This is a genomic window from Streptomyces sp. Root1310, assembly GCF_001426425.1.
Lineage (GTDB): Bacteria > Actinomycetota > Actinomycetes > Streptomycetales > Streptomycetaceae > Streptomyces.
Genome location: NZ_LMEQ01000001.1, coordinates 774,592 through 800,781 on the forward strand (window position 1 = coordinate 774,592; position 26,190 = coordinate 800,781).

General features: G+C 70.3%; 23 protein-coding genes. 10 read left to right on the forward strand and 13 right to left on the reverse strand.

The features are described 5' to 3' along the window. Nucleotides 1-181: 181 nt before the first annotated feature. Nucleotides 182-1,201, reverse strand: coding sequence for an NADP-dependent oxidoreductase (locus tag ASD48_RS03565; RefSeq protein WP_057599865.1), 1,020 nt, complete (start codon nt 1,199-1,201; stop codon nt 182-184). 98 nt (nt 1,202-1,299) lie between these two features. Between ASD48_RS03565 and ASD48_RS03570 the strand changes: the two genes are divergently transcribed. After that, nucleotides 1,300-1,752: a MarR family transcriptional regulator gene (locus ASD48_RS03570; protein ID WP_057599866.1), complete on the forward strand. Its 453-nt coding sequence runs from the start codon at nt 1,300-1,302 to the stop codon at nt 1,750-1,752. Between the two features lie 477 nt (nt 1,753-2,229). Here ASD48_RS03570 and ASD48_RS03575 read toward each other — a convergent pair whose 3' ends face one another. From ASD48_RS03575 to ASD48_RS03585, 3 genes are read right to left on the reverse strand one after another with little or no spacing between them, the layout of a single operon-like run. Then, nucleotides 2,230-2,418, reverse strand: coding sequence for a hypothetical protein (locus ASD48_RS03575; protein ID WP_057599867.1), 189 nt, complete (start codon nt 2,416-2,418; stop codon nt 2,230-2,232). Beyond that, nucleotides 2,415-3,209 carry a GntR family transcriptional regulator gene (locus tag ASD48_RS03580; protein ID WP_057599868.1) on the reverse strand — a complete coding sequence of 265 codons (795 nt, stop codon included), beginning with the start codon at nt 3,207-3,209 and terminating at the stop codon, nt 2,415-2,417. The genes ASD48_RS03575 and ASD48_RS03580 overlap by 4 nt, the downstream gene beginning before the upstream one ends. Then, entirely contained in the window at nt 3,206-3,748 is a 543-nt protein-coding gene (locus ASD48_RS03585) for a UTRA domain-containing protein (RefSeq protein WP_057599869.1), read from the reverse strand. The genes ASD48_RS03580 and ASD48_RS03585 overlap by 4 nt, the downstream gene beginning before the upstream one ends. Nucleotides 3,749-3,928: 180 nt before the next feature. On the opposite strand from ASD48_RS03585, the gene ASD48_RS03590 reads away from it, so the two are divergent. Beyond that, complete coding sequence (locus tag ASD48_RS03590; RefSeq protein ID WP_057599870.1) at nt 3,929-4,330, forward strand: ATP-binding protein; 402 nt, start codon at nt 3,929-3,931, stop codon at nt 4,328-4,330. Nucleotides 4,331-4,369: 39 nt separating this feature from the next. Here ASD48_RS03590 and yjfF read toward each other — a convergent pair whose 3' ends face one another. The 6 genes from yjfF to ASD48_RS44995 all read right to left on the reverse strand — a co-directional run bounded on the left by yjfF (nt 4,370) and on the right by ASD48_RS44995 (nt 11,770). Further along, nucleotides 4,370-5,392 carry a galactofuranose ABC transporter, permease protein YjfF gene (gene yjfF / locus ASD48_RS03595; RefSeq protein WP_057599871.1) on the reverse strand — a complete coding sequence of 341 codons (1,023 nt, stop codon included), beginning with the start codon at nt 5,390-5,392 and terminating at the stop codon, nt 4,370-4,372. Further along, entirely contained in the window at nt 5,392-6,513 is a 1,122-nt protein-coding gene (locus tag ASD48_RS03600) for an ABC transporter permease (protein WP_057599872.1), read from the reverse strand. The genes yjfF and ASD48_RS03600 overlap by 1 nt, the downstream gene beginning before the upstream one ends. After that, nucleotides 6,510-8,051 carry a sugar ABC transporter ATP-binding protein gene (locus ASD48_RS03605; protein WP_057599873.1) on the reverse strand — a complete coding sequence of 514 codons (1,542 nt, stop codon included), beginning with the start codon at nt 8,049-8,051 and terminating at the stop codon, nt 6,510-6,512. Before ASD48_RS03605 ends, ASD48_RS03600 begins: the two co-directional genes overlap by 4 nt. 94 nt (nt 8,052-8,145) lie before the next feature. Continuing rightward, nucleotides 8,146-9,153: an ABC transporter substrate-binding protein gene (locus ASD48_RS03610; protein ID WP_057599874.1), complete on the reverse strand. Its 1,008-nt coding sequence runs from the start codon at nt 9,151-9,153 to the stop codon at nt 8,146-8,148. Nucleotides 9,154-9,286: 133 nt separating this feature from the next. After that, nucleotides 9,287-10,333 carry a LacI family DNA-binding transcriptional regulator gene (locus ASD48_RS03615; protein ID WP_057599875.1) on the reverse strand — a complete coding sequence of 349 codons (1,047 nt, stop codon included), beginning with the start codon at nt 10,331-10,333 and terminating at the stop codon, nt 9,287-9,289. A 504-nt stretch (nt 10,334-10,837) separates the two neighbouring features. Continuing rightward, entirely contained in the window at nt 10,838-11,770 is a 933-nt protein-coding gene (locus ASD48_RS44995; RefSeq protein WP_063887399.1) for a hypothetical protein, read from the reverse strand. A 256-nt stretch (nt 11,771-12,026) separates the two neighbouring features. Here ASD48_RS44995 and ASD48_RS03625 point away from each other — a divergent pair, with 256 nt between their 5' ends. The 7 genes from ASD48_RS03625 (at nt 12,027) to ASD48_RS03655 (ending at nt 21,349) form a co-directional block, all read left to right on the forward strand. Then, entirely contained in the window at nt 12,027-13,187 is a 1,161-nt protein-coding gene (locus ASD48_RS03625; protein WP_057599877.1) for a mandelate racemase/muconate lactonizing enzyme family protein, read from the forward strand. Then, nucleotides 13,184-14,188, forward strand: a complete 1,005-nt coding sequence (locus ASD48_RS03630; protein ID WP_054238146.1) for an alcohol dehydrogenase catalytic domain-containing protein — start codon at nt 13,184-13,186, stop codon at nt 14,186-14,188. Before ASD48_RS03625 ends, ASD48_RS03630 begins: the two co-directional genes overlap by 4 nt. A gap of 120 nt (nt 14,189-14,308) precedes the next feature. Beyond that, complete coding sequence (locus tag ASD48_RS03635) at nt 14,309-15,280, forward strand: hypothetical protein (protein ID WP_057599878.1); 972 nt, start codon at nt 14,309-14,311, stop codon at nt 15,278-15,280. A 151-nt stretch (nt 15,281-15,431) separates the two neighbouring features. Next, nucleotides 15,432-16,541, forward strand: a complete 1,110-nt coding sequence (gene chvE / locus ASD48_RS03640) for a multiple monosaccharide ABC transporter substrate-binding protein (RefSeq protein ID WP_057600979.1) — start codon at nt 15,432-15,434, stop codon at nt 16,539-16,541. A 32-nt stretch (nt 16,542-16,573) separates the two neighbouring features. Further along, nucleotides 16,574-18,124: a multiple monosaccharide ABC transporter ATP-binding protein gene (mmsA, locus tag ASD48_RS03645; RefSeq protein WP_057599879.1), complete on the forward strand. Its 1,551-nt coding sequence runs from the start codon at nt 16,574-16,576 to the stop codon at nt 18,122-18,124. Beyond that, nucleotides 18,121-19,365: a multiple monosaccharide ABC transporter permease gene (gene mmsB, locus ASD48_RS03650; protein ID WP_057599880.1), complete on the forward strand. Its 1,245-nt coding sequence runs from the start codon at nt 18,121-18,123 to the stop codon at nt 19,363-19,365. Before mmsA ends, mmsB begins: the two co-directional genes overlap by 4 nt. A gap of 280 nt (nt 19,366-19,645) precedes the next feature. Continuing rightward, entirely contained in the window at nt 19,646-21,349 is a 1,704-nt protein-coding gene (locus ASD48_RS03655; RefSeq protein ID WP_057599881.1) for a histidinol-phosphate transaminase, read from the forward strand. Between the two features lie 77 nt (nt 21,350-21,426). Here ASD48_RS03655 and ASD48_RS03660 read toward each other — a convergent pair whose 3' ends face one another. Together ASD48_RS03660 and ASD48_RS03665 are read right to left on the reverse strand one after the other, a co-directional pair. Beyond that, nucleotides 21,427-22,860: a family 43 glycosylhydrolase gene (locus tag ASD48_RS03660; RefSeq protein ID WP_057599882.1), complete on the reverse strand. Its 1,434-nt coding sequence runs from the start codon at nt 22,858-22,860 to the stop codon at nt 21,427-21,429. Further along, a complete protein-coding gene (locus tag ASD48_RS03665) occupies nt 22,842-23,921 on the reverse strand; it encodes an arabinan endo-1,5-alpha-L-arabinosidase (RefSeq protein ID WP_242432489.1) in 1,080 nt (359 codons plus the stop codon). Before ASD48_RS03665 ends, ASD48_RS03660 begins: the two co-directional genes overlap by 19 nt. A 263-nt stretch (nt 23,922-24,184) precedes the next feature. Between ASD48_RS03665 and ASD48_RS03670 the strand changes: the two genes are divergently transcribed. Next, nucleotides 24,185-24,952: an intradiol ring-cleavage dioxygenase gene (locus ASD48_RS03670; RefSeq protein WP_057599883.1), complete on the forward strand. Its 768-nt coding sequence runs from the start codon at nt 24,185-24,187 to the stop codon at nt 24,950-24,952. A gap of 22 nt (nt 24,953-24,974) precedes the next feature. Here the strand turns inward: ASD48_RS03670 and ASD48_RS03675 are convergent, their stop codons facing one another. Continuing rightward, on the reverse strand, nt 24,975-26,102 hold the full coding sequence (locus ASD48_RS03675; RefSeq protein WP_057599884.1) for an FAD-dependent monooxygenase: 1,128 nt from the start codon (nt 26,100-26,102) through the stop codon (nt 24,975-24,977). Nucleotides 26,103-26,190: the final 88 nt, after the last annotated feature.

Consider the following 26,190-nt stretch of genomic DNA (forward strand, 5'->3'; position numbering starts at 1 on the left):
GTCGCGCGTACCGGTATACCGGGTCACCGGTACGCGGCCCGGCGGCCGAGACGACCGAACGAGACGACCGGAAGAGCGCCGTCGGGAGAGCCGACGCGAGCGAAGGCCGCACCCCACGTCCAGGGGTGCGGCCTTCGCCGTACGCGACGACCGGTGTCAGGGCGGTGTCACGGACCGGGGATCAGAGCTTGACGATCATCTTTCCGGTGTTGTCGCCGCGCAGCACCCCGAGGAACGCCTCCAGGTTGTTCTCGATGCCCTCGACGACCGTCTCGCGGTACTTCAGCTCGCCGGAGCGGACCCAGCCGCCGACCTCCCGGACGAACTCCGGCTGGAGGTCGTAGTGGTCGCCGACCAGGAGGCCCTCGATACGGCCGCGGGTCGCGATGAGGCGGGCGAGGTTCTTCGGGCCGGGGGCGGCCTCGGTGTTGTTGTAGACGGAGATCATGCCGCAGATCACGATGCGGCCCTTCTCGTTGAGCGAACCGATGGCCGCCTCGAGGTGGTCGCCGCCGACGTTGTCGAAGTAGACGTCGACACCGTCGGGAGCGGCCTCGCGGAGCTGCGCGGCCACGGGCCCGTTCTTGTAGTTGAAGGCGGCGTCGAAGCCGTACTCCTCGACGAGCAGCTTGACCTTCTCGTCGGAGCCGGCCGAGCCGATGACCCGGGAGGCGCCCTTCAGCCTGGCGATCTGGCCGACCTGGCTGCCGACGGCGCCGGCGGCGCCCGACACGAAGACGGAGTCGCCCTCCTTGAAGGAGCCGGTGCGCAGCAGGCCCGCGTAGGCGGTGAGACCGGTCATCCCGAGGACGCCGAGGTAGGTGGAGAGGGGAGCGGCCTCGGGGTCGACCTTGACGGCCTGCTTGGCGTCGAACGTGGCGTACTCGCGCCAGCCGCCGAAGTGCAGGACCTGATCGCCGACCGCGACGCCCTCGGCCGCGGAGGCGACGACCTCGCCGACCGCCCCGCCCTGCATGGCCTTGCCCAGCTCGAAGGGGGCAACGTACGACTTGGCGGCGCTCATCCGGCCGCGCATGTAGGGGTCGACGGACACGTAGGCGTTGCGCACCAGCACCTCACCCGGGCCGGGCTGCCGGATCTCCGCCTCGGCCAGCTCGAAGTCCTCGGGCTTCGGCCAGCCGACGGGGCGGCTGAGCAGACGCCATTCGCGGCTGGTGGTGGGGAGGGCCGACTCGGTCATGGGGGGCTGCCTTTCCTGTGCTCGCAAATGCTTCACTACCTGAAACAACCATGCTCCTGAATATTTCAGGATGTCAAGTAAAGGGGTACCCTGGATCCATGCCCACCCCACATCCGGCTCCTCTCCCCGACGCCCTGACCATGGAGGTCGTCGGCCTCATCGGCGAGGTCGTGGCCCGTTACTACGAGGACTACGAGGAGGCCGCGGCAGGTCACGCCCTCACCGGCGCGCAGGCCCGGCTGCTGAGCCTGCTCTCGCTGGAGCCGCTGCCGATGCGGAAGCTGGCGCAGAAACTGAAGTGCGAGCCGTCCAACGTGACCGGCATCGTCGACCGGCTGGAGTCCCGCGGCCTGGTCGAGCGACGCCCCGATCCGGCCGACCGCCGGGTGAAGCTGGCGGCGGCCACGGCCGAGGGCCGGAAGATCGCAAAGGGACTGCGCGAGTCGCTGCGGTTCGCACGGGAGCCGCTGGCGGGGCTGGCGGAGGAGGAGCGGGTGGTGCTGCGGGGGCTGCTGCGCCGCATGCTGGGCACACAGGACGACGGGGCCTGACCCCGCGACCCCGCCCGCACCGCCCCAGACCCATACAGGACCGCGGTGGCCCGGCCCCGCAGGGCTCCGGCGGCCCGACCCCGCAGGACCTGGCAGACGCCGGACCCCGGCGGGCCAGACCGCGCCGGACCAGACCGCCGCACAGGACCCTGCGGCCCTGACCCCGGACCCGATACTCGCCGGACCCCGGCCGACCTGACCGTGCCGGACCCCGCACGACCAGACCACGCMGGACCRGACCGCCGCACAGGATCACGCAGGACCCGGCCGCACCGAACCCTGGGGCGCTGACCGCGCAGGGCCTGGCCGACCCGGCCGTGCCGGACCTGGCAGACGCCGGACCCCTGGCCGACGCGGCCGTGCCGACCTGGAGACGCCGGGCCGCGCAGGCCTTACCGCGCCTGTCCGCGTGCCTCGTCCGCCGGCCCGAGGCCGACGCGCCCGGTCCGCGCGGGAGTGCTCGCGGGGGTCCGTGACTCAGTCGTCCGAGCCGGAATTCCCGCTCGTACGGTCCGCGCGGCCGGCTCCGCGGAGCAGTTCACCCGCCGCAAGCGTCACGAAGGCAACGGCACGTGCCCAGCGCGGGCCGCCCCGGGCCGCCCACCAGACGCAGGCACAGCCGCCGAGGACGAGCACCAGGAACCCTGCCAGGGCGATCACGATCACGCTTCTCCCGCTCCCTCACCCGTGAACTCGTACTGAAGTTCGTAGAGATGGCCCGCCTTCACCATCACGGTGACCTCGACCGGGCCGCCGCCGTCGCTGTGGACCACGCGCAGGGTCCGCAGGACCGGCATGCCGCTGGTGAGGCGGAGGGCCTGGTACTGGGCCTGGGTGGGAACCCTGGCGGAGACCCGGTCCGTGCTGCGGCGGGGCGGCCGGCCGAGTTCCGTCAGCAGGGCGGGGGTGCCGCCCCTGATCCTGCGGCGCTCGGCCAGGGGCGTCCCCCGGGCGATGTCCAACGGATAGTAGGACTCCACGAGTTCGGCGGGCTCGTCGTCGACGAGGAGTATCTGGCCGCGGAGCAGCGCGATGCCGTCGTCCGGGAGGCCGAGGGCGGCGCGGACGTCGGCGGGCGGGCGGCTCTCGGCCACGTCGAGCAGCTGTATCCGGGCGTGCGTGCCGTGCTTGGCCGCCTCGGAGAGCCAGCGGTAGGGCGCTCCGGGGCTGCCCGGCCGCATGAGCGCGGCGGGCCGGACGGTGCGCTGGCGGTGCTCGCGGACCGTGACGGCGGCGCCTGCCCGGCCGACCACCAGACGTTCGTCCTTGAGGAGCTGAAGGGCCTTCTGGACCGTGGCGCTCGACGCCTCGAAGCGCTCCTTGAGCCGGGCGGTGGTGGGCAGGTTGGCGCCGGGGGCGAGCTCTCCGCTCATGATGTCGTCGCGCAGATCGGCCGCGATCCGCTCGTGCAGGGAGCGGCGGTCGACGGCTTCCGGGTCTGCCTTGGGCACGGTCATCCGATCCTGATCTGGTAGCGCAGCCTCTGCCGTAGGGCAGGCATCACCATACGGTCGACCTGGATCGGCCGGTCGGCGTGGTCCAGCGTGAGCCGGACGAGCCGCAGGACCGGTTCCTCTGCGGCGGTCCGCAGGGCCTGGCGCTCGTCCTCGTCCGGCATCCCGGCCGTCACGTCCTCCCGCACGAGGACGCCGACGTGACCGAGCTCGGCGAGCAGGGTGAGGGCCCCGCCGGGGATCTTGGCGGTCCCGGCGAGCCGGGTGCCCGCCGCTATGGCCGTCGGGTAGTACGTGTCGGTCAGCTCGCTGGGCTCCTCGTCGAGGAGGATCAGCCGCCGGCGTACGACGACCGGCTCACCCTCGGGGACGCCGAGCAGCGCCGCCACGTCGGCGGGGGCGGGCACCTCACCGGCGTGCAGGATGCGCTGGGTGCCACGCCGCCCCTGCGCGGCGGCCTCGGCCGCCCAGGCGTCGCCCTGCCCGGTGCCCCGTGGCGTCAGATACGGCAACGATGCGCTGACCCATCCGCTCGCACCCACGACTCCTCCTGTACGGCCGACCGTTCTTTCGACCCTGCCGCCCTACACGGTAGGCGACTTGGCTCATCCGCCAACCGCCACCCTCAGCCACCCTCAGCCACCCTTCACTACCTTGTTACCTTTCGCGAATAACAGTAAGGTTTCGCCGCAGGACGCCCCAGAACCACCGGAGGTGCCCCCGTGCCCCTGTCACGGCAACGTCGTTTCCCCCGCTCGCGCGCGTCCGTACGGGCCGCCCGGGTCTTCGTCCACCAGGTGCTGAGCGACTGGGACCGCGTCGACCGGCTGGACGACGTAGAGCTCTGCGTCTCGGAACTCGCCACGAACGCCCTGCTGCACGGGGTGCCCCCCGGCAGGCAGTACTGCGTGACCCTCACCCTCGACGGCCCCCTGGTCCGCCTCGCCGTGCGCGACACCGGTGACCATCCCGTGCCCACGTGCCCGCCGGCCCCCGACGCCTGTTCGGGCCGGGGCCTCTTCCTGGCCCGGGAGCTGGCGGACGACCTGGGCATCACCGAACACCCCGTCGGCAAGACGGTGTGGGTGACCTTCAAGACGGAGAGCCGGCGCGGGACACCCTGACGACGGCTCCCGGCACCGGGCCGGGACCGTCGCGTCGCCTCAGGTCTTCCTGCGGGTCGTCATGAAGCGCTGGACCAGGATGAACGCGCACAGCAGCACACCGGTGGCGATCTTCGTCCACCAGGAGCTGAGGGTGCCCTCGAACTGGATGATGCTCTTGATCAGGCCCAGCACCAGCACGCCGAACAGGGTGCCCAGCACATATCCGGAGCCACCCGTCAGCAGCGTGCCGCCGATGACCACCGCGGCGATCGCGTCGAGTTCCATGCCGGTCGCGTGCAGCGGGTCGCCGGACTGGATGTACAGGGTGAAGAGCAGCCCGGCCAGCGCCGAGCAGAACCCGCTCACGGTGTACACGGCGATCTTCGTGCCGCCCTGCGGGAGACCCATCAGCATGGCCGAGTGCTCGTTGCCGCCGATGGCGTACACCCGGCGCCCGAAGCGGGTGTAGTGCAGGACGTAGAACGCCACGGCGAGGACGACCAGCGAGACGATCGCGCCGATCGACAGGAAGCCCATCCCCAGCGACACCTGCGCCTGGGCCATGCTGCTCACCGAGGCGTCGCCGATGGAGATCGACTCCTTGCTGATGACCAGGCACAGGCCGCGGAAGAGGAAGAGGCCGGCGAGGGTCACGATGAAGGGCTGGATCTCGAAGTTGTGGATCACATAGCCCATCAGGAAACCGCCGAGCGCGCCCACGCCCAGCGCCATGGGGATCACCAGCAGCAGCGGCAGCCCCTGGCGCTCCACCAGCCAGGCGGTGAACATCGTGGTGAAGCCGATCATCGAACCGACGGACAGGTCGATGCCGCCGGACAGGATGACGAAGGAGACACCGACCGCGGCGACCAGCAGATAGCCGTTGTCGATGAACAGGTTCAGGAAGACCTGCGGCTCGCCGAACCCGTAGTTCTGGTACCGGCTCAGGCCGACGCCGTACATCAGCAGGAAGAGCAGGGCCGTCACCGCGACGGGCAGCCGCCGGTCGCCGAGCAGGCGCGCGGCCGTGGACGGGGTACGGCTGCCGGAGGCCGTGGGGCTCTGGGTGGTCGCGCTCATCACGACACCTCCATCTTGGGGGCGGCCTCGGACGCCGCGGCGGGGTCCGCCGGGGCCGCGGCCGGCTTGCCGCTTCCCTTCGCGCCGGATCCGGCGCCGAACCTGGCGCCGAACACCTTGGCGCGGAACTTCGGGGACTGGAGCAGGCAGACGACGATGACGACGGCGGCCTTGAAGACCAGGTTGGTCTGGGTCGGCACGCCGATGGTGTAGATCGTGGTGGTCAGGGTCTGGATGACGAGGGCGCCGACCACCGTGCCGCCGACGGAGAACCGGCCGCCCAGGAGCGAGGTGCCGCCGATCACCACGGCGAGGATCGCGTCGAGTTCGATCCACAGGCCGGCGTTGTTGCCGTCCGCGGCCGAGGTGTTGGAGCTGATCATCAGACCGGCGATGCCCGCGCAGAGCGCGCAGAACGCGTACACCATGATCTTGATGCGCCGGGACCTGATGCCCACCAGACGGCTGGCCTCGGCGTTGCCGCCGACCGCCTCGACCAGCAGGCCGAGTGCCGTGCGCCGGGTCAGCACCACGGTGACGGCCACGACGACGGCCACCACGAAGATGGAGAACGGCAGGGTCAGCCAGTAGCCGCCGCCGATCAGCTTGTACGGCTCGCTGTTGATGGTGATGATCTGGCCGTCGGTGATCAGCTGGGCGACACCGCGCCCGGCGACCATGATGATCAGGGTCGCGATGATCGGCTGGATCCCCATCCTGGCGACCAGGAAGCCGTTCCACAGACCGCAGACGACCGCGGCCAGCAGGCCCAGGCCCATGGCGAGCAGCACCCCGGACAGGGCGCCCTGGTCGGACTGGTCGCTGATGTACGAGCAGGCCAGCGCCCCGGTGATGGCGACCACGGCGCCGACGGAGAGGTCGATGCCGCCGGTGGCGATGACCAGCGTCATGCCGACCGCGACCAGGATGAGGGGCGATCCGAACAGCACGATCGAGACGAGGCTGCCGTAGAGGTGGCCGTCCGCCATCTTGATCGAGAAGAAGTCGGGGGTGAAGGGAACGTTGACGAGCAGCAGCAGGACCAGGACCGCCACCGGCCAGAACAGGTGGTGGTGGGTCAGCGCTCGCCACCGGGAAGTGGTGGTCGAAGAGGTGGTCACTGGTGCTCTCCGCTCGCGATGGTCTCCAGGATCCGGCTCGTGGTGATCTCGGGCCCGTTGGCGATCTGCGCCACCAGCCGGCGGTCGCGCAGCACTCCGATGGTGTGACTGAGCCGGAGTACCTCCTCCAGCTCGGCCGCGATGTAGAGCACCGACATGCCGTCCTCGGAGAGCGAGACGACGAGCTTCTGGATCTCCGCCTTGGCTCCGATGTCGATGCCGCGCGTCGGCTCGTCCAGGATCAGCAGCTTCGGCTGGGTGATCAGCCACCGGGCCAGCAGCACCTTCTGCTGGTTGCCGCCGCTGAGCCGGCCCACCCTGGCCTCGGGGTCGGCGGGGCGGATGTCCAGCGCCTTGATGTACTTGGCGACGAGTTCGTCGCGCTGCGCGACCGGGACGGGCCGGGTCCAGCCGCGCGCGGCCTGCAGGGCCAGGATGATGTTCTCCCGCACCGTCAGATCGGGCACCAGGCCCTCGCTCTTGCGGTTCTCCGAGCAGAAGGCGACACCGGCGTCGATCGCGTCGTTCGGGGCGCTCATCGAGACCTGCCTGCCGCCGATGGACACCTTGCCGGTGTCCGGCTGGTCGGCGCCGAAGAGCAGCCGGGCGAGTTCGGTGCGGCCCGATCCGAGCAGGCCGGCCAGCCCGATCACCTGCCCCTTCCTGATCTCCATGTCGAACGGGGCGATGCCGCCGGTCCGGCCGAGGCCGTCCGCGACGAGCAGGGTCTCGCCCGCGTCGGAGTGGAGCTGGTGTTCGTGGAGTTCGTCCAGCTGGCCCATGGCCTTGCCGAGCATGAGCTGGACGAGGCCGACCTGGTCGAGGTCGCGCACCATGTGCTCACCGACGAGGGTGCCGTTGCGCAGTACGGTCATCCGGTCGCAGACCTCGTAGATCTGGTCGAGGAAGTGCGAGACGAACAGGATCGCCACGCCCTCGTCCTTCAACCGGCGCATCAGCGCGAACAGTTGGAGGACCTCGTCCCGGTCGAGGCTGGAGGTCGGCTCGTCGAGGATCAGCACCTTGGTGCCCGGCCCCTCGCCTCGGGTGCCGTCGCCGGTGCCCAACGACCGTACGATCGCGACCAGTTGCTGCACGGCCAGCGGGTACGAGGACAGCGGGGCGGTGACGTCGATGTCGAGTCCGAGCCGGTCCACCAGCTCCGCCGCCTGCCGGCGCAGCTGCTTCCACTGGATGCGGCCCAGACGGGTCGGTTCGCGCCCGATGAAGATGTTCTCCGCCACCGACAGGTTGGGGCAGAGGTTGACCTCCTGGTAGACGGTGCTGATGCCGGCCTGCTGGGCCTCCAGCGGGCTGGTGATCCGCACGGCCTCACCGTCCAGCGTGATCGTGCCGCCGTCCAGGGAGTAGACCCCGGTCAGCACCTTGATGAGGGTGGACTTGCCCGCGCCGTTCTCGCCCATCAGGGCGTGGATCTCGCCGGGGAAGAGCCGGAAGTCGACGTCCGACAGAGCCCGTACCCCCGGAAACTCCTTGACTATGCCCGTCATTTCCAGGACGGGCCGTGGCTCTGCCATGGCAGCGCTCCTCTTGAGATTCGTTCAGGCCCGCAGGGAGCCCCGGGACCGACGGCTCGGCCGGCCGGAGGCTCCCTGCCGGTGGGTGCGTCGGTCAGTACTTGCGGCTCGGGAGCGCGGCCGCGGCCTGGTCCTGCATGAAGTCGCCCTCCTCGGTCTTGATCCAGCGCTCGACCGTCTCGCCGTCCTTGACCTTCTTCACGACGTCCATCAGCTGCGGGCCGAGCAGCGGGTTGCACTCGACGATGGCGTTGATCTTGCCTTCGGACATGGCCACGAAGCCGTCCTTCACGCCGTCGATCGAGACGATCAAAATGTCCTTGCCGGGCTTCTTGCCGGCCGCCTCGATGGACTGGATGGCGCCGATGGCCATGTCGTCGTTGTGCGCGAAGAGGACGTTGATGTCCGGGTTGGACTGGAGGAAGGCCGCCATGACCTGCTTGCCGCCGGCGCGGGTGAAGTCACCGGTCTGGCTGACGACGACCTTCCAGTCGTCCTTGTGGCTCGCGTCCATGACCTCCTTGAAGCCCTTGGCGCGCTCGATCGCCGGGGCGGCACCGGTGGTGCCCTCCAGCTGGGCGATCTTCACCGCGCCCTTGAGGCCGGCCTTCGCGATGACCTTCTCGAGGATCTTGGCGGCGCGGCGGCCCTCGTCGGTGAAGTCGGAGCCGACCAGGGTCACGTACAGGGACTCGTCGGAGGTCTCGACGGAGCGGTCGGTGAGGACCACCGGGATCTTCTTGGCCTTGGCCTCCTTCAGCACCGCGTCCCAGCCGGTGACGACCACCGGCGAGAAGGCGATGACGTCGACGCCCTGGGTGATGTAGCTGCGGATCGCGGAGATCTGGTTCTCCTGCTTCTGCTGGGCGTCGGAGAACTTGAGGGTGTAACCCGCCTCCTTGGCCGCCGCCTTCACCGAGTCGGTGTTGGCGCTGCGCCAGCCGCTCTCCGAGCCGACCTGGGAGAAGCCGAGCGTGATCGCCTTGCCGCCGTCCCCGGACGAGCTGCCGGACGCGCCGTCGTCCTCCTTGGCGCAGGCCGCCAGGCCGCCCGCCGCCGCCACGCCGACCGCCGCGGTGAGGAAGTTTCTTCTGCTGAGCATGTTCTTCTCCTTTGAAGAGCCGGCCCGGGGATGGACCTGCTGGTACTCGATGGACCGGCCGCACTGCGTCCAGCCTGTCGATCACTGTTCGGCATTTCGGTCACACTGCTGGTCAGGGGTCCGACGGGGTCCGTCAGAGAGGTACGCCCTCCGGTTGAGCGGCGCTCGGGAACGTGCTTGCGCGTACGACGAGTTGGGGCTCGATCGCGATCCGGGGCGGGTCGGCGGCGGGCCGGCCCTCGATCTGCTCCAGGAGCAGCGCGATGCCTCGCCGGCCCACCGTCGAGAAGTCCTGCCGGACGGTGGTGAGCGGCGGAGCGAAGAACTCCGACTCCGGGATGTCGTCGAACCCGACCACCGCGACGTCCTGGGGAGTCCGGACGCCCGCCTCTCGCAGGGCCCGCAACACCCCCAGCGCCATCTGGTCGTTGGCGACGAAGACCGCGGTCAGCCCCCGGCCCACCCAGCCGGCCAGTTCCTGGCCCGCGCGGTAGCCCGACAGCGGACTCCAGTCCCCCCGCAGCATCATGGGCGGCTCGACACCCGCCTCTTCGAGGGTGGCCCGCCAGCCGGCGGCCCGGTCGGCCGCCTCCTGCCAGTCCTCGGGTCCGGCGAGGTGCCAGACCGTGCGGTGGCCGGCGGCCAGCAGGTGAGCGGTCGCCAGCCGCGCCCCCAGATGCTGGTCGACACCGACGCGGGGGATGTCCATGCCCGGCCCGCCGCCCACGACCACCACCGGGAAGGGATGGCGCAGTTCGGCCAGGGCCTCCACCGCCGACCGCTGCGGGGCGATGGCCACCACGCCTTCCACCCCGCCCTCGCTGAGGTGTTCCAGTGCCTCGGAGAGCTTCTCCATGGTCAGTTCGCGCAGACTGACCGTCGAGACGAGGTATCCCTCGGCCCGCGCCGCCTCCTCGAGCGCGAACAGCGTGCTGGCCGGCCCGTAGAGGGTGGTGTCGGAGGCGACCACGCCCAGCGTCCGGGTGCGCCGGGTCGCCAGGGCCCGTGCGGAGAAGTTGCGGCGGTAGCCCATCTCCTCGATCGCCCGCAGCACCCTGGCCCGTGTCTCGTCCCGCACGTTGGGGTGCTCCCCCAGCACGCGGGACACGGTCTGGTGGGACACGCCGGCCAGGCGCGCCACGTCGGCCATGGTGGGCGGCCGGAGCCGGGTGGGTGTCACGGCCGCACCTCCTTGGCGTTCGTCTGTCGATAAGTCCGGTAAGTCCTGCGGTGTGGGCGGACGGTTCCGCGCCACGGGCTTCACTCCGGGATCCCGGTGGGCCCGACGACACCGGTGGGAAAAGCGAGTGGGGACGCTGCGGGCACGACCGCTCGTACCTCCCCGTGCTGACGTCGTCGCCGACTGGTGAATGCGGAGGTCATTGTGAGCGCTAACAATTCATGGCGGTCAAGGGGGTTGCACGGGAAGCTCGTCACGGTTCCATAACGCGCCGACCGCGGGCGGCACATCACCCCTGGTCACAGGCCGAAAGGCCGGTCGAGGCCGGACACCGGGCAGCGGCCCGCCGACAGGTCCCGCGGCCGGAGCACACCCAACCCGCTTCGGGGCACGCCGATTTCGGCCGTACCGGGGCGCCCGGCACGGCGTCCTGGACGGCCCACATGACGACCGCCCGGACCGCTCAGCGGGACCGGGGGACGGACGGCCGGGGCCGGCGCAGCCCTACGAGCACCACCACAGGAAGCGTGTGCACGTCTGCGACGGGGACGGATCCGGGGACGCGTCCGGCGCCGAGGGACCGGCGGTCGGGGTGGGGTCCGAACCCGGGTCCGCGTCGGACGGGGCCGATCCGGAGGCCGACCCGGAGGAGCCGGGGAGGGCGCCCGACTGGGCCTCCTTGTCCGGGCTCGGCGTGGCCGACGCGTCCTTCGCGGACTCCGACGCCGACGGGGAGGCGGAAGGGCTCGGGGAGGACGAGGTCTCGTCCCCGCGCGGGTCGGTCCTGTCGTCCAGGGGCTGCGCGGTCGCGCTCGGCCCCGACGACGACCCGTCGACCTCGGACGCCTCGCCCCCGGCCGCCGCCGGGTTGCCCGGGGAGGTGAACCCCGGTGCGTCCACGCCGAGTTCGGCCAGGCTCAGGCCGCCGGCGGCGAGCGCGAAGCCGACGGTGATCAGCACGATGCGTTTGCGGCGCCTGCGGTGGGCCGAGGCCTTGCGGTCGCGGCGGCTCGCCTCCGGCGCGGTGTCCGCGCCCTGGGGGCCGCGCCGGCCGCCCCGGCCCTGCTCGCGGCGACGCGCGGCCCGGCCCCGCGGCTCGCCGCTCCCCGCTGCGTGATCGGCATGCCCGTCACGATCGTCGTGAGCGCCGTCGTCGTGAGCATGGTCGTCGTGAGCGTGGTCGTCGTGAGCGTGGCCGTCGTGAGCGCTGTCGTCCCGGCCGTCGCCGTCGTCCCGGCCGCCTTGCGCGCCGTGGTCGGCCAGGCCGTCGCGGCCGTCCGGGGCGCCGGGCATCGGGTGCGCCGACCCGTCCCGCGCATACGGCTCGGGCCCGGAGGTGGCGGGCGGATACGCGCGTAGCTGTTGAGCGGGTGCGCCGCACCCCGGGCAGGTGAGGGCGCCGTTGAGGTGCCGTCGGCACGGGTGGCAGTAGTCCATGACGCGGGAAGACTAAGTTCCCGGACAGGCGCGTTCCGGGGTTCACCTGTGAAAGTTGTGTGGGAAACCGGCCATACCGGCGCGACACTTCGAGTGACCTGGATCACGGCTCGACAGGCCAAGTTTCGAAAGGAGTACCGAAACTGTCGAAACCGTTACCTGTTCGACCCATTGACACTCGCCTCGCGCAATCCTTACTGTCTGCCCAGCATTTCGAACATGTGACGAAATCTCGAACAGCCGAAGGGTAACTTCCGTGCGCATCACCGGAATCAGCACGCACGTGGTCGGGACGCCGTGGCGCAACCTGACCTACGTACTGGTGCACACCGACGAGGGCATCACGGGCGTCGGAGAGACTCGCATGCTGGGTCACACCGACGCGCTGGTCGGCTACCTGAAGGAGGCCGAGGCCAACCACATTCTCGGCTCCGACCCATTCGCTGTCGAGGACCTCGTGCGCCGGATGAAGTACGGCGACTACGGGCGGGCCGGCGAGATCGTGATGTCGGGCATCGCCGTCGTCGAGATGGCCTGCTGGGACATCAAGGGCAAGGCTCTCGGCGTGCCCGTCTGGCAGCTCCTCGGCGGCAAGGTCACCGACAAGGTCAAGGCCTACGCCAACGGCTGGTACACCACCGAGCGGACCCCGGAGGCCTACCACAAGGCCGCCAAGGGAGTCATGGAGCGCGGCTACAAGGCGCTCAAGATCGACCCCTTCGGCACCGGGCACTTCGAGCTGGACCACCAGCAGACCCTCTACGCGGTCTCCCTCATCGAGGCCGTGCGGGACGCCATCGGGCCGGACGCCGAGCTGATGCTGGAGATGCACGGCCGCTTCTCCCCCGCCACCGCGGTCCGGCTCGCGAACGAGCTCGCGCCCTTCAAGCCCGCGTGGCTGGAGGAGCCGTGCCCGCCCGAGAACCTGAAGGCCTTGGAGAAGGTCGCCGCGAAGGTCGACATCCCCGTCGCCACCGGTGAGCGCATCCACGACCGCGTCGAGTTCCGCGAGCTCTTCGAGAGCCAGGCCGTGGACATCATCCAGCCGGACGTCGGCCACATCGGCGGTATCTGGGAGACCAGGAAGCTGGCCGCCACGGCCGAGGCGCACTACGTGCTCGTCGCCCCGCACAACGTCGGCGGCCCGGTCCTCACCGCCGCTTCGCTCCAGGTCGGGTTCACCTCCCCGAACTTCAAGATCCTCGAGCACTTCAACGACTTCGCGGACGCGGAGATCAAGAAGGTCGTCAAGGGCGCGCCCGAGGTGATCGACGGCTACTTCCACCTCTCCGACAAGCCCGGCCTCGGCGTCGAGCTCGACGTGGACGCCGCCGCCGAGTTCCCGCAGCAGCAGGCCCGTTTCGACCTGTGGGCCGAGGGCTGGGAGCAGCGCAAGCCGAAGGGCAGCGGCAAGTGAGTACGGCCGTCGTCGTCGAGGCGCCGGGCGAGCACCGGCTCGTCCCGCACGAGCCTCGGCGGCCGGAACCCGGCGAGGCGCTCGTCCGCGTCCACGCCACCGGCATCTGCGGCAGCGACCGCGAGGTGTACCAGGGCAACCGGCCCGAAGGGTACGTCCGCTACCCGCTGACCCCCGGCCACGAGTGGTCCGGGACCGTCGAGGCGGTCGGCGCCGGGGTCCCCGCGTCGCTCGTCGGCCGCAAGGTCGTCGGTGAGGGCTTCCGCAACTGCCAGGTCTGCGACCGCTGCCACGCGGGCGAGACGACGCTGTGCACGGACGGGTACGAGGAGACCGGCTTCACCCAGCCGGGGGCCATGGCGGCCACCCTCACCCTCCCGGCCCGGCTGCTGCACGTCCTGGCGGACGACGCCGACCTCACGGCGGCGGCCCTGCTCGAGCCCGCCGCCTGTATCGCGGCCGCCGCGATCAAGGCGCACGCGCTGCCGGGCGAGAAGGTGGCCGTCGTCGGCACCGGGACGCTGGGCATGTTCGCCGTGCAGTTCCTGAAGGCGGGGTCGCCCGCCGAGCTGCTGGTCGTCGGCACCCGGAACGACCGGGAGGCGCTCTCCCGGCAGTTCGGGGCCACCGACTTCCGTACCAGGGACCAGGAGCTCCCGGACGACTTCGACGTCGTCATCGAGACGGCGGGGTCCGCTTCCGCCGCCCGGACCGCCGCCTCGCTGCTCCGGCGCGGTGGCCGGCTGGTCCTCACCGGGATCCCGGCGCCGGGCGCGGACGGGCTCGACCCGACGGACCTGGTCGTACGACAGCTGGAGGTGCACACCGTCTTCGGAGCGCCGCCGGACGCCTGGTCGCACACCGTGCGGGTGTTCGGGGCCGGGCTGCTCGATCCGCTGCCGCTGGTCACGCACGAACTGCCGCTCGCCGAGTTCTCCGCGGCCATCGACCTGGTGGGATCAGGCGATCCGAAGGTGGGCAAGGTGCTGCTCAAGCCGTAAGCCCCTGAGCCGTACGCCGGTGCGGGGGCGACCTGACCACCCCCGCACCGGCGTACACCCACACCACGCACGACCTGAGCCGCGAACCTTGACCGAAATATCGAACACGAAGGACGGCATGTGACCACCGACGCTTCCGCCACGGCAGCCCGTCGACCTGGTGAGCAGGCGCTCACCGCGCTCGGCCTGGGCGCGCCCGCCCTCGACCCCGCCGACACCTCTGCCCACACCTTCCCGGGTGGCGGCCGCTGGCGCACCGAGGTCCCTTCGTGCGAGGGTCCCGAAGCGCTGGCCGTCATCCTCAAGGAGGCCTCGCGCCTCGACGTGCCGATCCACCGGATCAGCCAGGGCAGCGGCGTGTGGATGCTGACCGACGCCGAGATCACCGAGATGGTCGACGCCACCGGCGAGCGTGACATCGAGCTCTGCCTCTTCACCGGGCCGCGCGGCACCTGGGACATCGGCGGCTCGACCCGCACCGACTCGCGGGGCGGCGGGCTGCGGGCCCGCGGTCACGACGCCGTCGCCGGGTGCGTCGAGGACGCCGTCCGGGCGACGGAACTGGGCGTCAAATGCCTGCTCGTCGCCGACGAGGGCGTGCTGTGGACGCTGCACCGCGCCCGTGCGGCCGGCATCATCCCGGCCGACACCACGCTGAAGGTGTCCGCGCTGATCGGCCCCGTCAACCCGGCGGCGTACGCGGTGTACGAGCAGCTCGGCGCCGACTCGGTCAACGTGCCCAGCGACCTCACCCTGGACCACCTGACCGAGATCCGCCGGGTCTCCGGCGCCCCCATGGACATGTACATCGAGGCCCCCGACGATCTCGGCGGATATATCCGGATGTACGAGGTCGCCGAGCTGATCCGGCGCGGCGCACCGCTCTACCTGAAGTTCGGCCTGTCCAAGGCCCCGGGGATCTACCCGTACGGCCACCACCTGCGGGATCTGGCGCTCTCCACGGCCCGCGAGCGGGTGCGGCGGGGACGGCTCGCCCTCGACCTCCTCGCCCGTCACGGCGCGGACGGCGACATGGCGCCGCTGGGCTCGCGCCTGCCGGGTGAGCTCAAGCGGTTTGACATCCAGTCATAACGTTCCGGAAACCCCGCTTCACAGAAGCCGACACAGGCGCGCAGAATCCCACACACCGTTTCTCTACTTCTTCACTTCGTCCCGGCCTCGCTCCGGGAGCTTCCGTCGCTCCGCGATACCGACCTCTGCACCCACATCAAGGATGATGATCATGCGCAACCGTAGAGTCTCCCTCGCCGCCATAGCCGGCGCCGCCTCCCTCGCCCTGACCCTGTCCGCCTGCGGCCAGAGCGGTGACGGTGGCAGCAAGGACGAGGGCTCGGACAGCGCCAAGGGCGGGACCATCGGTATCGCGATGCCGACCAAGTCCTCGGAGCGCTGGATCTCCGACGGCGCCAACGTCGTCAAGGACCTCGAGGCCAAGGGCTACAAGACCAAGCTGGTCTACGGCGAGGACGACCCCGACCAGCAGGTCTCGCAGATCGAGAACCTGATCACGCAGGGCGTCAAGGCGCTGATCGTCGCGGCCATCGACAACAAGTCGCTGAACAACGTCCTCCAGCAGGCCGCCGACGCGGACATCCCGGTCATCTCCTACGACCGGCTGATCCTCGGCACGAAGAACGTCGACTACTACGCGTCCTTCGACAACAGCAAGGTCGGCGAGCTCCAGGCCAACTACATCGTCGACAAGCTCGGCCTGAAGTCCGGCAAGGGCCCGTTCAACATCGAGTTGTTCGCCGGCTCCAACGACGACAACAACACCAAGTACTTCTTCAACGGCGCGATGAGCGTGCTCCAGCCGTACATCGACAGCAAGAAGCTCGTCGTCCAGTCCGGCCAGACCGGCCTCACCCAGGTCACCACCCTGCGCTGGGACGGCGCGACCGCGCAGAAGCGCATGGACGACATCCTCACCAAGTCGTACGGCAGCAAGAAGGTCGACGCGGTCCTCTCGCCGTACGACGGCATCTCCATCGGCATCCTGTCGGCGCTCAAGTCGGACGACTACGGCTCCGCGAGCAAGCCGCTGCCGGTCCTCACCGGCCAGGACGCCGAGCTGGCCTCCGTGAAGTCGATCATCGCGGGCGGCCAGACCCAGACCGTCTACAAGGACCTCCGCGAGCTGGCCAAGGTCGCCACGACCATGGTCGACGACGTCCTCAACGGCAAGAAGCCCGAGACGAACGACACCAAGACCTACGACAACGGCACCAAGGTCGTCCCGGCCTACCTGCTCCAGCCGGTGAGCGTGGACAAGACCAACTACGAGAAGGTCCTCGTCGAGGGCGGCTACTACACGGCCGACCAGCTCAAGTAAGCGTCGACCCTCAAGGATTGGAAGGCACGACCATGGCGGGACCCGTCCTGGAAATGCGCTCGATCGTCAAGACCTTTCCCGGTGTGAAAGCGCTGTCGGACGTCACTCTGACCGTCCGCCAGGGCGAGGTCCATGCCATCTGCGGTGAGAACGGCGCCGGAAAGTCCACCTTGATGAAGGTGCTCTCCGGCGTCCATCCGCACGGCACGTACGAGGGCGAGATCCTGTTCGAGGGAGAGGCCGTCTCCTTCAAGGACATCCGGGCCAGCGAGCAGCGCGGCATCGTCATCATCCACCAGGAGCTGGCGCTGGTGCCGTACCTCTCCCTCGCGGAGAACATCTTCCTCGGCAACGAGCACGCCACACGTGGGCTGATCAACTGGAACGACACCCTGCGGCACGCCTCCGAGCTGCTGCGCCGGGTCGGTCTGAGCGATCACCCCGAGACCCGCGTCGCCGACATCGGCGTGGGCAAGCAGCAGCTCGTGGAGATCGCGAAGGCGCTCTCGAAGAAGGTGAAGCTGCTCATCCTGGATGAGCCGACCGCGGCCCTCAACGACGAGGACAGCGACAAACTCCTGGATCTCATCCTGGAGTTGAAGAAGCAGGGCATCACCGCGATCATCATCTCCCACAAGCTCAACGAGATCCGCAAGGTCGCGGACTCGGTGACGATCATTCGCGACGGGCAGTCCATCGAGACGCTCGACGTGAAGTCGGCGGAGACGACCGAGGACCGGATCATCAGCGGCATGGTCGGCCGCGACCTGGACAACCGCTTCCCCGAGCGCACCCCGCACGAGGCGGAGTCGGGCGCGGCCCCGGCCCTGGAGATCCGCAACTGGACCGTCCACCACCCGATCGACCAGCAGCGCAAGGTCGTCGACGACGTGTCGGTCCAGGTGCGGCGCGGGGAGATCGTCGGCATCGCGGGCCTGATGGGTGCCGGCCGCACCGAGCTCGCGATGAGCGTCTTCGGACGCTCCTACGGCCGGCACGCGGGCGGCACCGTCCTCAAGGACGGCGAGGAGATCCGTACGAAGACCGTCGCGGAGGCGGTCGGGCACGGGATCGCCTATGTCACGGAGGACCGCAAGCACTACGGCCTCAACCTCATCGACACGATCAACCGCAACATCTCGCTGACCGCGCTGGACAAGGTGGCCAAGCGGGGGATCGTCGACGAGCACGAGGAGCGGAAGGTCTCCGAGGGCTACCGCAAGTCCATGAACATCAAGGCGCCGACCGTCTTCGAGCCGGTGGGCAAGCTGTCCGGCGGCAACCAGCAGAAGGTCGTCCTCAGCAAGTGGATCTTCGCGGGTCCGGACGTGCTGATCCTGGACGAGCCCACGCGCGGTATCGACGTCGGCGCCAAGTACGAGATCTACACGGTCATCGACCAACTGGCCGCCCAGGGCAAGGCGGTCGTCTTCATCTCCTCCGAGCTGCCCGAACTGCTCGGTATGTGCGACCGCATCTACACCATGGCCGCCGGGCGGCTCACGGGCGAGTTCCCGCGGGCCGAGGCCACGCAGGAAGTGCTGATGCGTCAGATGACGAAGGACAAAGAGGTAACGCGATGAGCACCGACGTGACCAAGAGCCCGGCTGCCGCGCCGCCCGGCAAGAGCGGCGGACCGGCGGCCGGCGGCGGCCTGCTCCAGCTGGTGCTGGACGGCCTGCGCCGCAACATGCGCCAGTACGGCATGCTGATCGCCCTCGGCCTGATCGTCGCGCTCTTCGCGGTCTGGACCGACGGTGACCTGCTGCTGCCGCGCAACGTCTCCAACCTGGTCCTCCAGAACAGCTATGTGCTGATCCTCGCGATCGGCATGATGCTGGTGATCATCGCGGGCCACATCGACCTGTCGGTCGGTTCGCTGACGGCGTTCATCGGGGCGTTCGCGGCCGTACTGACGGTGCAGCACGACGTCTCCTGGCCCGTCGCGGTGGTGCTGTGCCTGATCGTGGGCGCGGTCGCGGGCTCGGTGCAGGGCTTCTTCATCGCCTACCTCGGCATACCGTCGTTCATCGTCACCCTCGCCGGCATGCTGATCTTCCGCGGCATGACGGAGATCTTCCTGGAGGGCCAGACCCTCGGCCCGTTCCCGGACGGTCTGCAGAAGATGGGCAACGGCTTCCTCCCGGAGGTCGGCCCGACCACGAACTACCACAACATCACGCTGCTGCTGGGCCTCGCCGTGATCGTCATGGTGGTGCTCCAGGAGGTGCGCGACCGCAAGCGCCAGCAGGAGTTCTCCCTGGAGGTCGTGCCGCGCAACCTGTTCGCGCTCAAGATCGTCGCCATCGTCGCCGCGGTACTCACCGTCACGATGCTGCTCGCCAGCTACAAGGGCGCGCCGATCATCCTGCTGGTCCTGGGCGCGCTGGTGGTCGGCTACGGCTACGTCATGCGCAACGCCGTCTTCGGCCGTCACATCTACGCGATCGGCGGCAACCTGCCGGCCGCCAAGCTGTCCGGCGTCAAGGACAAGAAGGTCACCTTCCTCGTCTTCCTGAACATGGGAGCGCTCGCCGCCCTGGCGGGTCTGGTGGTCGCGGCCCGGCTGAACGCGGCCGGTCCCAAGGCGGGTCTGAACTTCGAACTCGAGGCGATCGCGTCGGCGTTCATCGGCGGCGCGTCCATGAGCGGTGGTGTCGGCACCGTCCTCGGCGCGATCATCGGTGGTCTCGTCCTCGGCGTGCTGAACAACGGCATGAACCTGCTCGGTGTCGGCAGCGACTGGCAGCAGGTCATCAAGGGCCTGGCGCTGCTCGCCGCGGTCGGCTTCGACGTCTGGAACAAGCGCAAGTCCGGTTCGTGACCCGTCCGCGGCCGTAGGACAGGTCCGCAGCTCAGGACCGGTTCCGAGCCCACGACAGGCAGGGCCCCGCCGACACCGGCGGGGCCCTTTCCGATGCGCGGCGGGCGCCTCGGGTCACGACACCTTCACAGGTGACCCACAAGTTCTTACCGATTCCTCAGCGATTGAACAGCGCCACCCCAACCTTCGTATGTAAGAGCGGCCCGCGCTCCCCCGCGCGGGCCACCCAATGACGACGGGCCCGGTCGTCCCCGCCGGGCCCGCCCCATACGGAGGTTCCATGGCCGACAACGTCTCCTCGTTGTTCCGCAACACCGCGGCACACAGCCCGTCGATGGCGGCGCTGACGCGGGAGGGCGGCGAGGGAGTCGGCCCGGTGGACTTCTGTATCCCCTGCAACCCCTACTTCCCCACCCCGGCCATGATGGACACCATGGCCGCGCGGCTGCGGGACATCATCACGTACTACCCGAGCGGCGCCGACACGATCACGGCCGAGCTGTGCAACCTGCTCCAGCTCCCGCCCCAGGCCGTGGCGATGGGCAACGGATCGACCGAGCTGATCACCTGGATCGACCACCTGCTGGTACGTGAGTCCCTCGCCGTCCCCGTCCCCACCTTCGGCCGCTGGACCGACCAGCCCATGGAGACCGGCAAGCGGGTCGACATGTTCCCGCTCCAGGAGTCCAGCGGCTTCGCCCTGGACCTCGCGCAGTACGCCGAGTTCATCCGGACCCGCGGCACCAGGGCCGCCGTCATCTGCAACCCGAACAACCCCGACGGCGGCTTCCTGCACAAGCACGCGCTCGTGCAGTTCATGGACGCGATGGCCGACCTGGACCTGATCGTCATCGACGAGTCGTTCCTGGAGTTCGCGGACGCGGAGCAGGAACCGAGCGTCGTGCAGGAGGCGATGATCCGGCCCAACGTCATCGTGCTGCGCAGCCTCGGCAAGAACTTCGGTCTGCACGGCATCCGGTTCGGCTACATGGTCTCCAACCCCTCGCTCGCCGGCCGGGTCCGCTCGATGCTGCCGAAGTGGAACCTCAACGCCTTCGCCGAGTACGTGGTGTTCATGCTGAAGGAGCACGGCCCCGAGTACGCGCAGAGCCTGATGCAGGTGCGCCGGGACCGGCTCGACATGGCGAGTCAGCTCAGCGCGCTGCCCGGGCTGACCGTCTACCCCTCCCAGGGGAACTTCCTCTTCGTGCGCCTTCCCGTCGGCGCCGAGGGCACCGTGGTCCGTGACCGGCTGCTCGCCGAGCACCGCATCCTGGTCCGCGAGTGCGGCAACAAGATCGGTTCGTCCAGCCGCTTCCTGCGGCTCGTGGTGCGCCCCCAGGTGGACGTTCGTCGCCTGGTGTCCGGCCTGGAACAGGTGCTCTACGGGACCAGGAGGGGAGCCGCCGTGCCCGAGCTGAGCACCGGGACCAGCTACAGCTCGGGCACGCCGGCGGTGGACCGGCTGGTCACCAACGGGTCCGGCATGCACAACCTCGCCGCGCAGGCCATGGGCGCCTCGATGCCGGGGCTGGTCGCGGCCGCCCCGGCCGTCGGTGCCCCGATGTCGATGCCCGCGCCCCCGATGGCCCCGGCGATGGCGCAGCCCACTCCGTCCGACGGCGCCGGGATGCCGATGCCGGCCGCGGCCCAGATCTTCCCCCAGTCGGTCCCCGCGCCGGCCCCGGCCCCCGCGCCGGCTCCCGCTCCCACCCCGGTCCCGGCCGCGGCTCCGCCGATGGCCCCGGCCGCCGCGATGGCACCGGCCGCGATGGCCCCCGCCATGTCCCCCGCGGCGATGGCCCCCGCCATGGCTCCGGCCCCCGCCCCGCCGATGGGCCCGACCCCGCCCGGCGTCCCGGCCCGCGGCGGCCTCACGGCCGCCCAGGTCCGGGGCACCAACGGCCTCTCCCCCGCCGCCGCGACAGGCTGGCCGAACGCCCAGAGCTGGCCGAACGCGGCGGGGATGGGCCAGGCGGGGTAGGACTTCGCGTCGGCGGTTGCTCCCGAGTGGCCACCGGTTCGCCCGGGAGCAACCGCCGACGGCGGAAACCGTCACCGCTACACCGGCTCGAGCCTCCACTGCTGGCAGGTGTTGTTCAGCCAGGACCACTGACGCACGTCGGCGGAGTCCGCGGTGGAGCAGTCGGCGACGTCGGCAACCTTGCCCGTGGACTGGTTGACGATCCGGACGTATCCGCCGTCGGTGGTGAGGAAGCGGAAGCGCTGGCAGGTGTTGTTCAGCCAGGACCACTGACGCAGGTCGGCGCCGTCCGCGGCGGAGCAGTCGGCGGTGTCGAGGACCTTGCCGGTGGCCACGTTGACCAGTCGGCTGGTGTCGTCGCCCTGGTCCTCGATCCGCCAGCGCTGGTTTGTGCCGCCGTTGCAGGTGTACTGCTGGACGTTGGCGCCGTCCGCAGTCGAACTGCCCGCCACGTCCAGGCACTTGCCGCTGTTGCGGTTGGTGATCCGGTAGGTGGTGGCGGTGGCCGAGGGTTCACCGGAGGGGCCGCTGCCGGTCGAGCCCAGCGCCACGGGCGTGCCCAGGTTCGGTGTGCCGTCGGAGTTCCAGGTGAACTTCTGGGCCCGGGTCGTACGGCCGTTGTCGCAGCCGTCCGAGGCAGCGTCGTTGGCGTGGTAGACGATCCAGTTCTCGGTGCCGTCCGGTGAGCTGAAGAAGCCGTTGTGGCCGGGGCCGTAGACGCCCGCGGAGTCGTTCCGCTGGAACACCGGCGTGGACTTCTTCGTCCAGGACGATGCCGCGAGCGGGTCGGAGCCGGTGAGGGTGAGCAGGCCGAGCTTGTAGTCGGGCGTCCAGCAGCCGCTCGCCGAATAGACCAGGAAGGTCTTGCCGCCGCGCTGGAGGATCTCCGGTCCCTCGTTGACCGAACCTCCCGACTTCTCGCAGGAGTTGGTCGGCGTGGAGATGGTCGTAAAGCCGGTGGCCAGGGTGTACGGGTTGGACATCCGGGCCGCCACGAGGTTCTGCGTCCCGCCGCTCGCACTGCCGAACAGGTAGAGCCGGCCGTCGATGGTCGCGACCGTCGGGTCCAGCATCCAGGCGGAGTTGAGCTGGCTCTTGTAGGTGTACGGGCCCGTCGGATCGGAGCCCGCGGACTCCAGGACGTGCGTGCGCTGGGTCGGGTTGTAGTCGGAGACGTTCTGCCCGGCCACGTAATACAGGTACCAGCGGCCGTCGAGGAAGTGGATCTCGGGCGCCCAGATGTTGCAGCACCGCGAGGCGGCGTCCCCGGTCCACACCTGGATGTTCGGCGCGGTGGCCAGTCCCGCGAGGGTGGCGGACTTGCGCATGGTGATGACGTTGGTCCAACTCGTCGTCACGAGGTAGTAGTTGCCGTCGTGGTACGAGATCCAGGGGTCGGCGCCCTTCTGCGCCTTGACCGGGTTGGTGACGGTGGCCGCGCTCGCGGTTGGCTGCCCGACCGCCAGGGCGAGCAGCAGCGCGGTCAGCAGGGTCAGTAGGCGACGGGCCATCCGCTGCTCCAGTTCAGGAGGTTGATGCCGAGCTTGGGGGTGCCGTTGTCGTTGCCGTCGTAGTAGTGGTAGACGATCAGGTCGCCGTCGGTGTCGTGCAGGATCGACTGGCCGCCGGGGCCGATGACGCTGCCGTGCGACTCCAGGACCGCCGTGCCGCCGTTGTTCGTCATCGCGACGCCGTTCTTGTCGTAGTACGGCCCGGTGACGGTGGTGGCGCGGCCGACCTTCACCTTGTAGGTGGAGCTGGTTCCGGCGCAGCAGGTGTCGTAGGAGGCGAAGAGGTAGTAGTACCCGCTGCGCTTCACGATGTAGGGCGCCTCGACGGCCTTGGTCCCGGTGGGGCGGGAGGCGATCGAGCGCCGGGCGGTGTCGGACGCGAGCTGCTTGCCGGTCGCCGGATCGATCCGGATCATCTTGATCCCCGTCCACCAACTCCCGAACGACAGCCACCACTTGCCGTCGTCGTCCACGAAGAGGTTCGGGTCGATGGCGTTGTAGTCGCTGGACGTGGTGGAGGTGTAGACGGTGCCGTAGTCGGTCCAGGAGCCGGGGAGTCCGGTGCTCGAACCGGCCAGTCCGATGGCGGACTTGTTGGATCCGAAGGTGGAGACGGCGTAGTACATCAGGTACTTGCCGCCCTGGTAGGAGATGTCGGGCGCCCAGGCCTCGGTGGTGCCGTAGGAGGACCACCAGCCCGGCCGGGTGGAGAAGGCGTCGCCGCCCGCGCTGAACGTGATGCGGTCGGTGGAGGTGCGGTAGGACAGGCCGCCGCCGGTCGCGTAGAGGAGGTAGCGGCCGGCCGAGGTGCGGATCATCGTCGGGTCGTGCACGACGGTGGAGCCGGTGACCGTACCGGGGTTGGGGTACGCCGAGGCGGTGGACGGGACGAGGGCGAGCAGGACCGCCGCCGGGACACCGAGCAGCGCGGCCCTTCGGGACGCGCGCGAGGTGCGGGACCTGCGGGGTGTATCCGGCGTGCCGGCCGTGCGGGAGGTGCGCGTCGTGCGGGCGGTGCGCGTCGTGCGGGAGGTGCGGGGTGTGCGGGAGGTGCGGCTCATGCGGACGCTCCTTCAGTGGGGGTTTTCGTTCGTGATACCGAACAACAGTCGCGTCGTCGGACGGGACCGTAGGATCGAACCCCTTGCGCGTCAATGGCCCGCACGCACACCCGAAAGTCTTCGAGAATCGCCGCTTCCGGTCGCCGTCCCGGACGGGGACCGCCACCCTCGTGTCGACACTTGCCCTGCAAGTAGCTTGACGGCGGCCCATTTTGCCGAACTGACAGCCTGCCGACAGGAACCGTTTCTACGGTGTCGTGCTCATGACAGACACCTCAGATGCGCGCCCCTCCGTCGCGCGCCGTACCGTACTCGTCGCCTCGGGCGCGACCGCAGCGGCCCTGGCCGTAGGCGCCGCTGCCACGACCGAGGCCCCCACCGCCGACGCGGCCGACACCGCCCCCGTCGCCGCCGCGGCCGTCTGCACCCTCACGAAGGAGATGACCGAAGGCCCCTACTACCTCGACGGACAGTACGTCCGTGCCGACATCACCGAGGGCAAGGCGGGCATCCCGCTGAAACTGAACCTCACGGTCGTCGACGACGACACCTGCGTGCCCCTCCCCAACGCCCTCGTGGAGATCTGGCACTGCGACGCCCTCGGCGAGTACTCCGGCTTCGTCGGGAACAACGGCCACACCGAACCGGACGACGGCACCTTCCTGCGTGGCGGAGTCCTCACCAACTCCAGCGGCGTCGCGGCCATCACCACGATCTACCCCGGCTGGTACCGCGGCCGCTGCATCCACATCCACGTCAAGGTGCACACCGGCGTCACGGTCACCTCCGACGGCCACTTCACCGGCGGCCAGGAGCTCCACACCGGCCAGCTCTTCTTCAACGAGACGATCACGACGGCCGTCGCCAGGATCTCCCCGTACTCGACCAACACGGTCACCCGCACCACCCTCGCCCAGGACTCCATCTACGACGAGGGAGGCGCCGCCTCGGGCCTGCTGACCCTGACGGCCCTGGGCAGCTCGACCTCCGCCGGGTACGCGGGAACGCTGACGCTCGGGGTCGAGAACTGACCCACCCCTGTTCGGCCGGGCGTCACCGCAGCCGCGGTGGCGTCCAGTCGGCATGCCGCAGGGCGGCCCGCAGGGTCGGTCCGGAGGGCGCGAGCCACAGGGCGCCGTCGCGCAGGGCCACGGCGAGGGGGTGGGTCAGCCGGTGCCCCATCCGGCCGGCCCCGCGGGCGGCGCGGGCCACGGATCGGCTGCGCCGCCGGCGGACCGCGTCGTAGCGGCGCAGCGCGGCCGCGGTGGTGGGTCCGGTCGCCAGACAGGAGGCGAGGACGGCCGCGTCCTCCAGCGCCTGACTGGCGCCCTGCCCGAGGTTCGGGGTCATGGCGTGGGCGGCGTCGCCGAGCAGCGCGACCCGGCCGACGGTGAACGCGGGCAGCGGGGTGACCAGTTCGTGGATGTCGTGGTGCAGGACGTCCTGCGGCCGGGTCGCGTCCAGGAGAGCGGGGACGGGGTCGTGCCAGCCGTGGAAGCGCCGGCGCATCGCGGCGAGCGGGTCGGCGTACCGCACGCCCGGCGGTGCAGTGAGCACCGCGTGCCATTCGGCCCGTCCGTCGACGAAGCGGATGTGCCCGAACTCGGCGCCCCTGCCCCAGGTCAGCTCGAGATCGGCCAGGTCGTGGGGCGGGCGCGCGGTGACGGCCCGCAGAACCGTCGAGCCGCTGTAGACGGCTCCGGGGTGCCGGGGGAACAGCTCGGCGCGCAGCCGACTGTCGACACCGTCGGCGGCGACGACGAGATCGGCGTCGCCACCCGCAGCGGCGGCACCGGTCACCTCCACCCCGGTCCGCACCCACCCGGCGGGCAGCGCCTCACGCAGGACGCGGTGCAGGTCGGCGCGCAGGACGCCGACGACGGGCGTCCCCAGTCTGCGTTCCAGGGCGGCGCCGTCCATCCGGGACAGCATGCGGCCACCGGGGGTGAGGGTGCCGCCCGTGTAGACCGGCCGGACGGCGGCCCGTATCGCGTCACCTACGCCGAGCGCCTCCAGCGCCCGCATCCCGTTGGCGTGCAGGGAGATCCCCGCGCCCACGTCGGCGAAGGCGGGGGCGCGTTCGAGGACCGTCACTTCCCAGCCGATCCGGCGCAGCCCGATCGCGGCGGCCAGCCCGCCGATGCCTCCGCCGACGACCACCGCGCCGCGACTGCCGCCCATCCCCCACGCCCCCTCCGTCCGCCGGCCGGGCGAGCCCGCGAGCCCACCGGGGACGGCACCGCGCGGGCCGGGTGCGCGGCCCACGCGG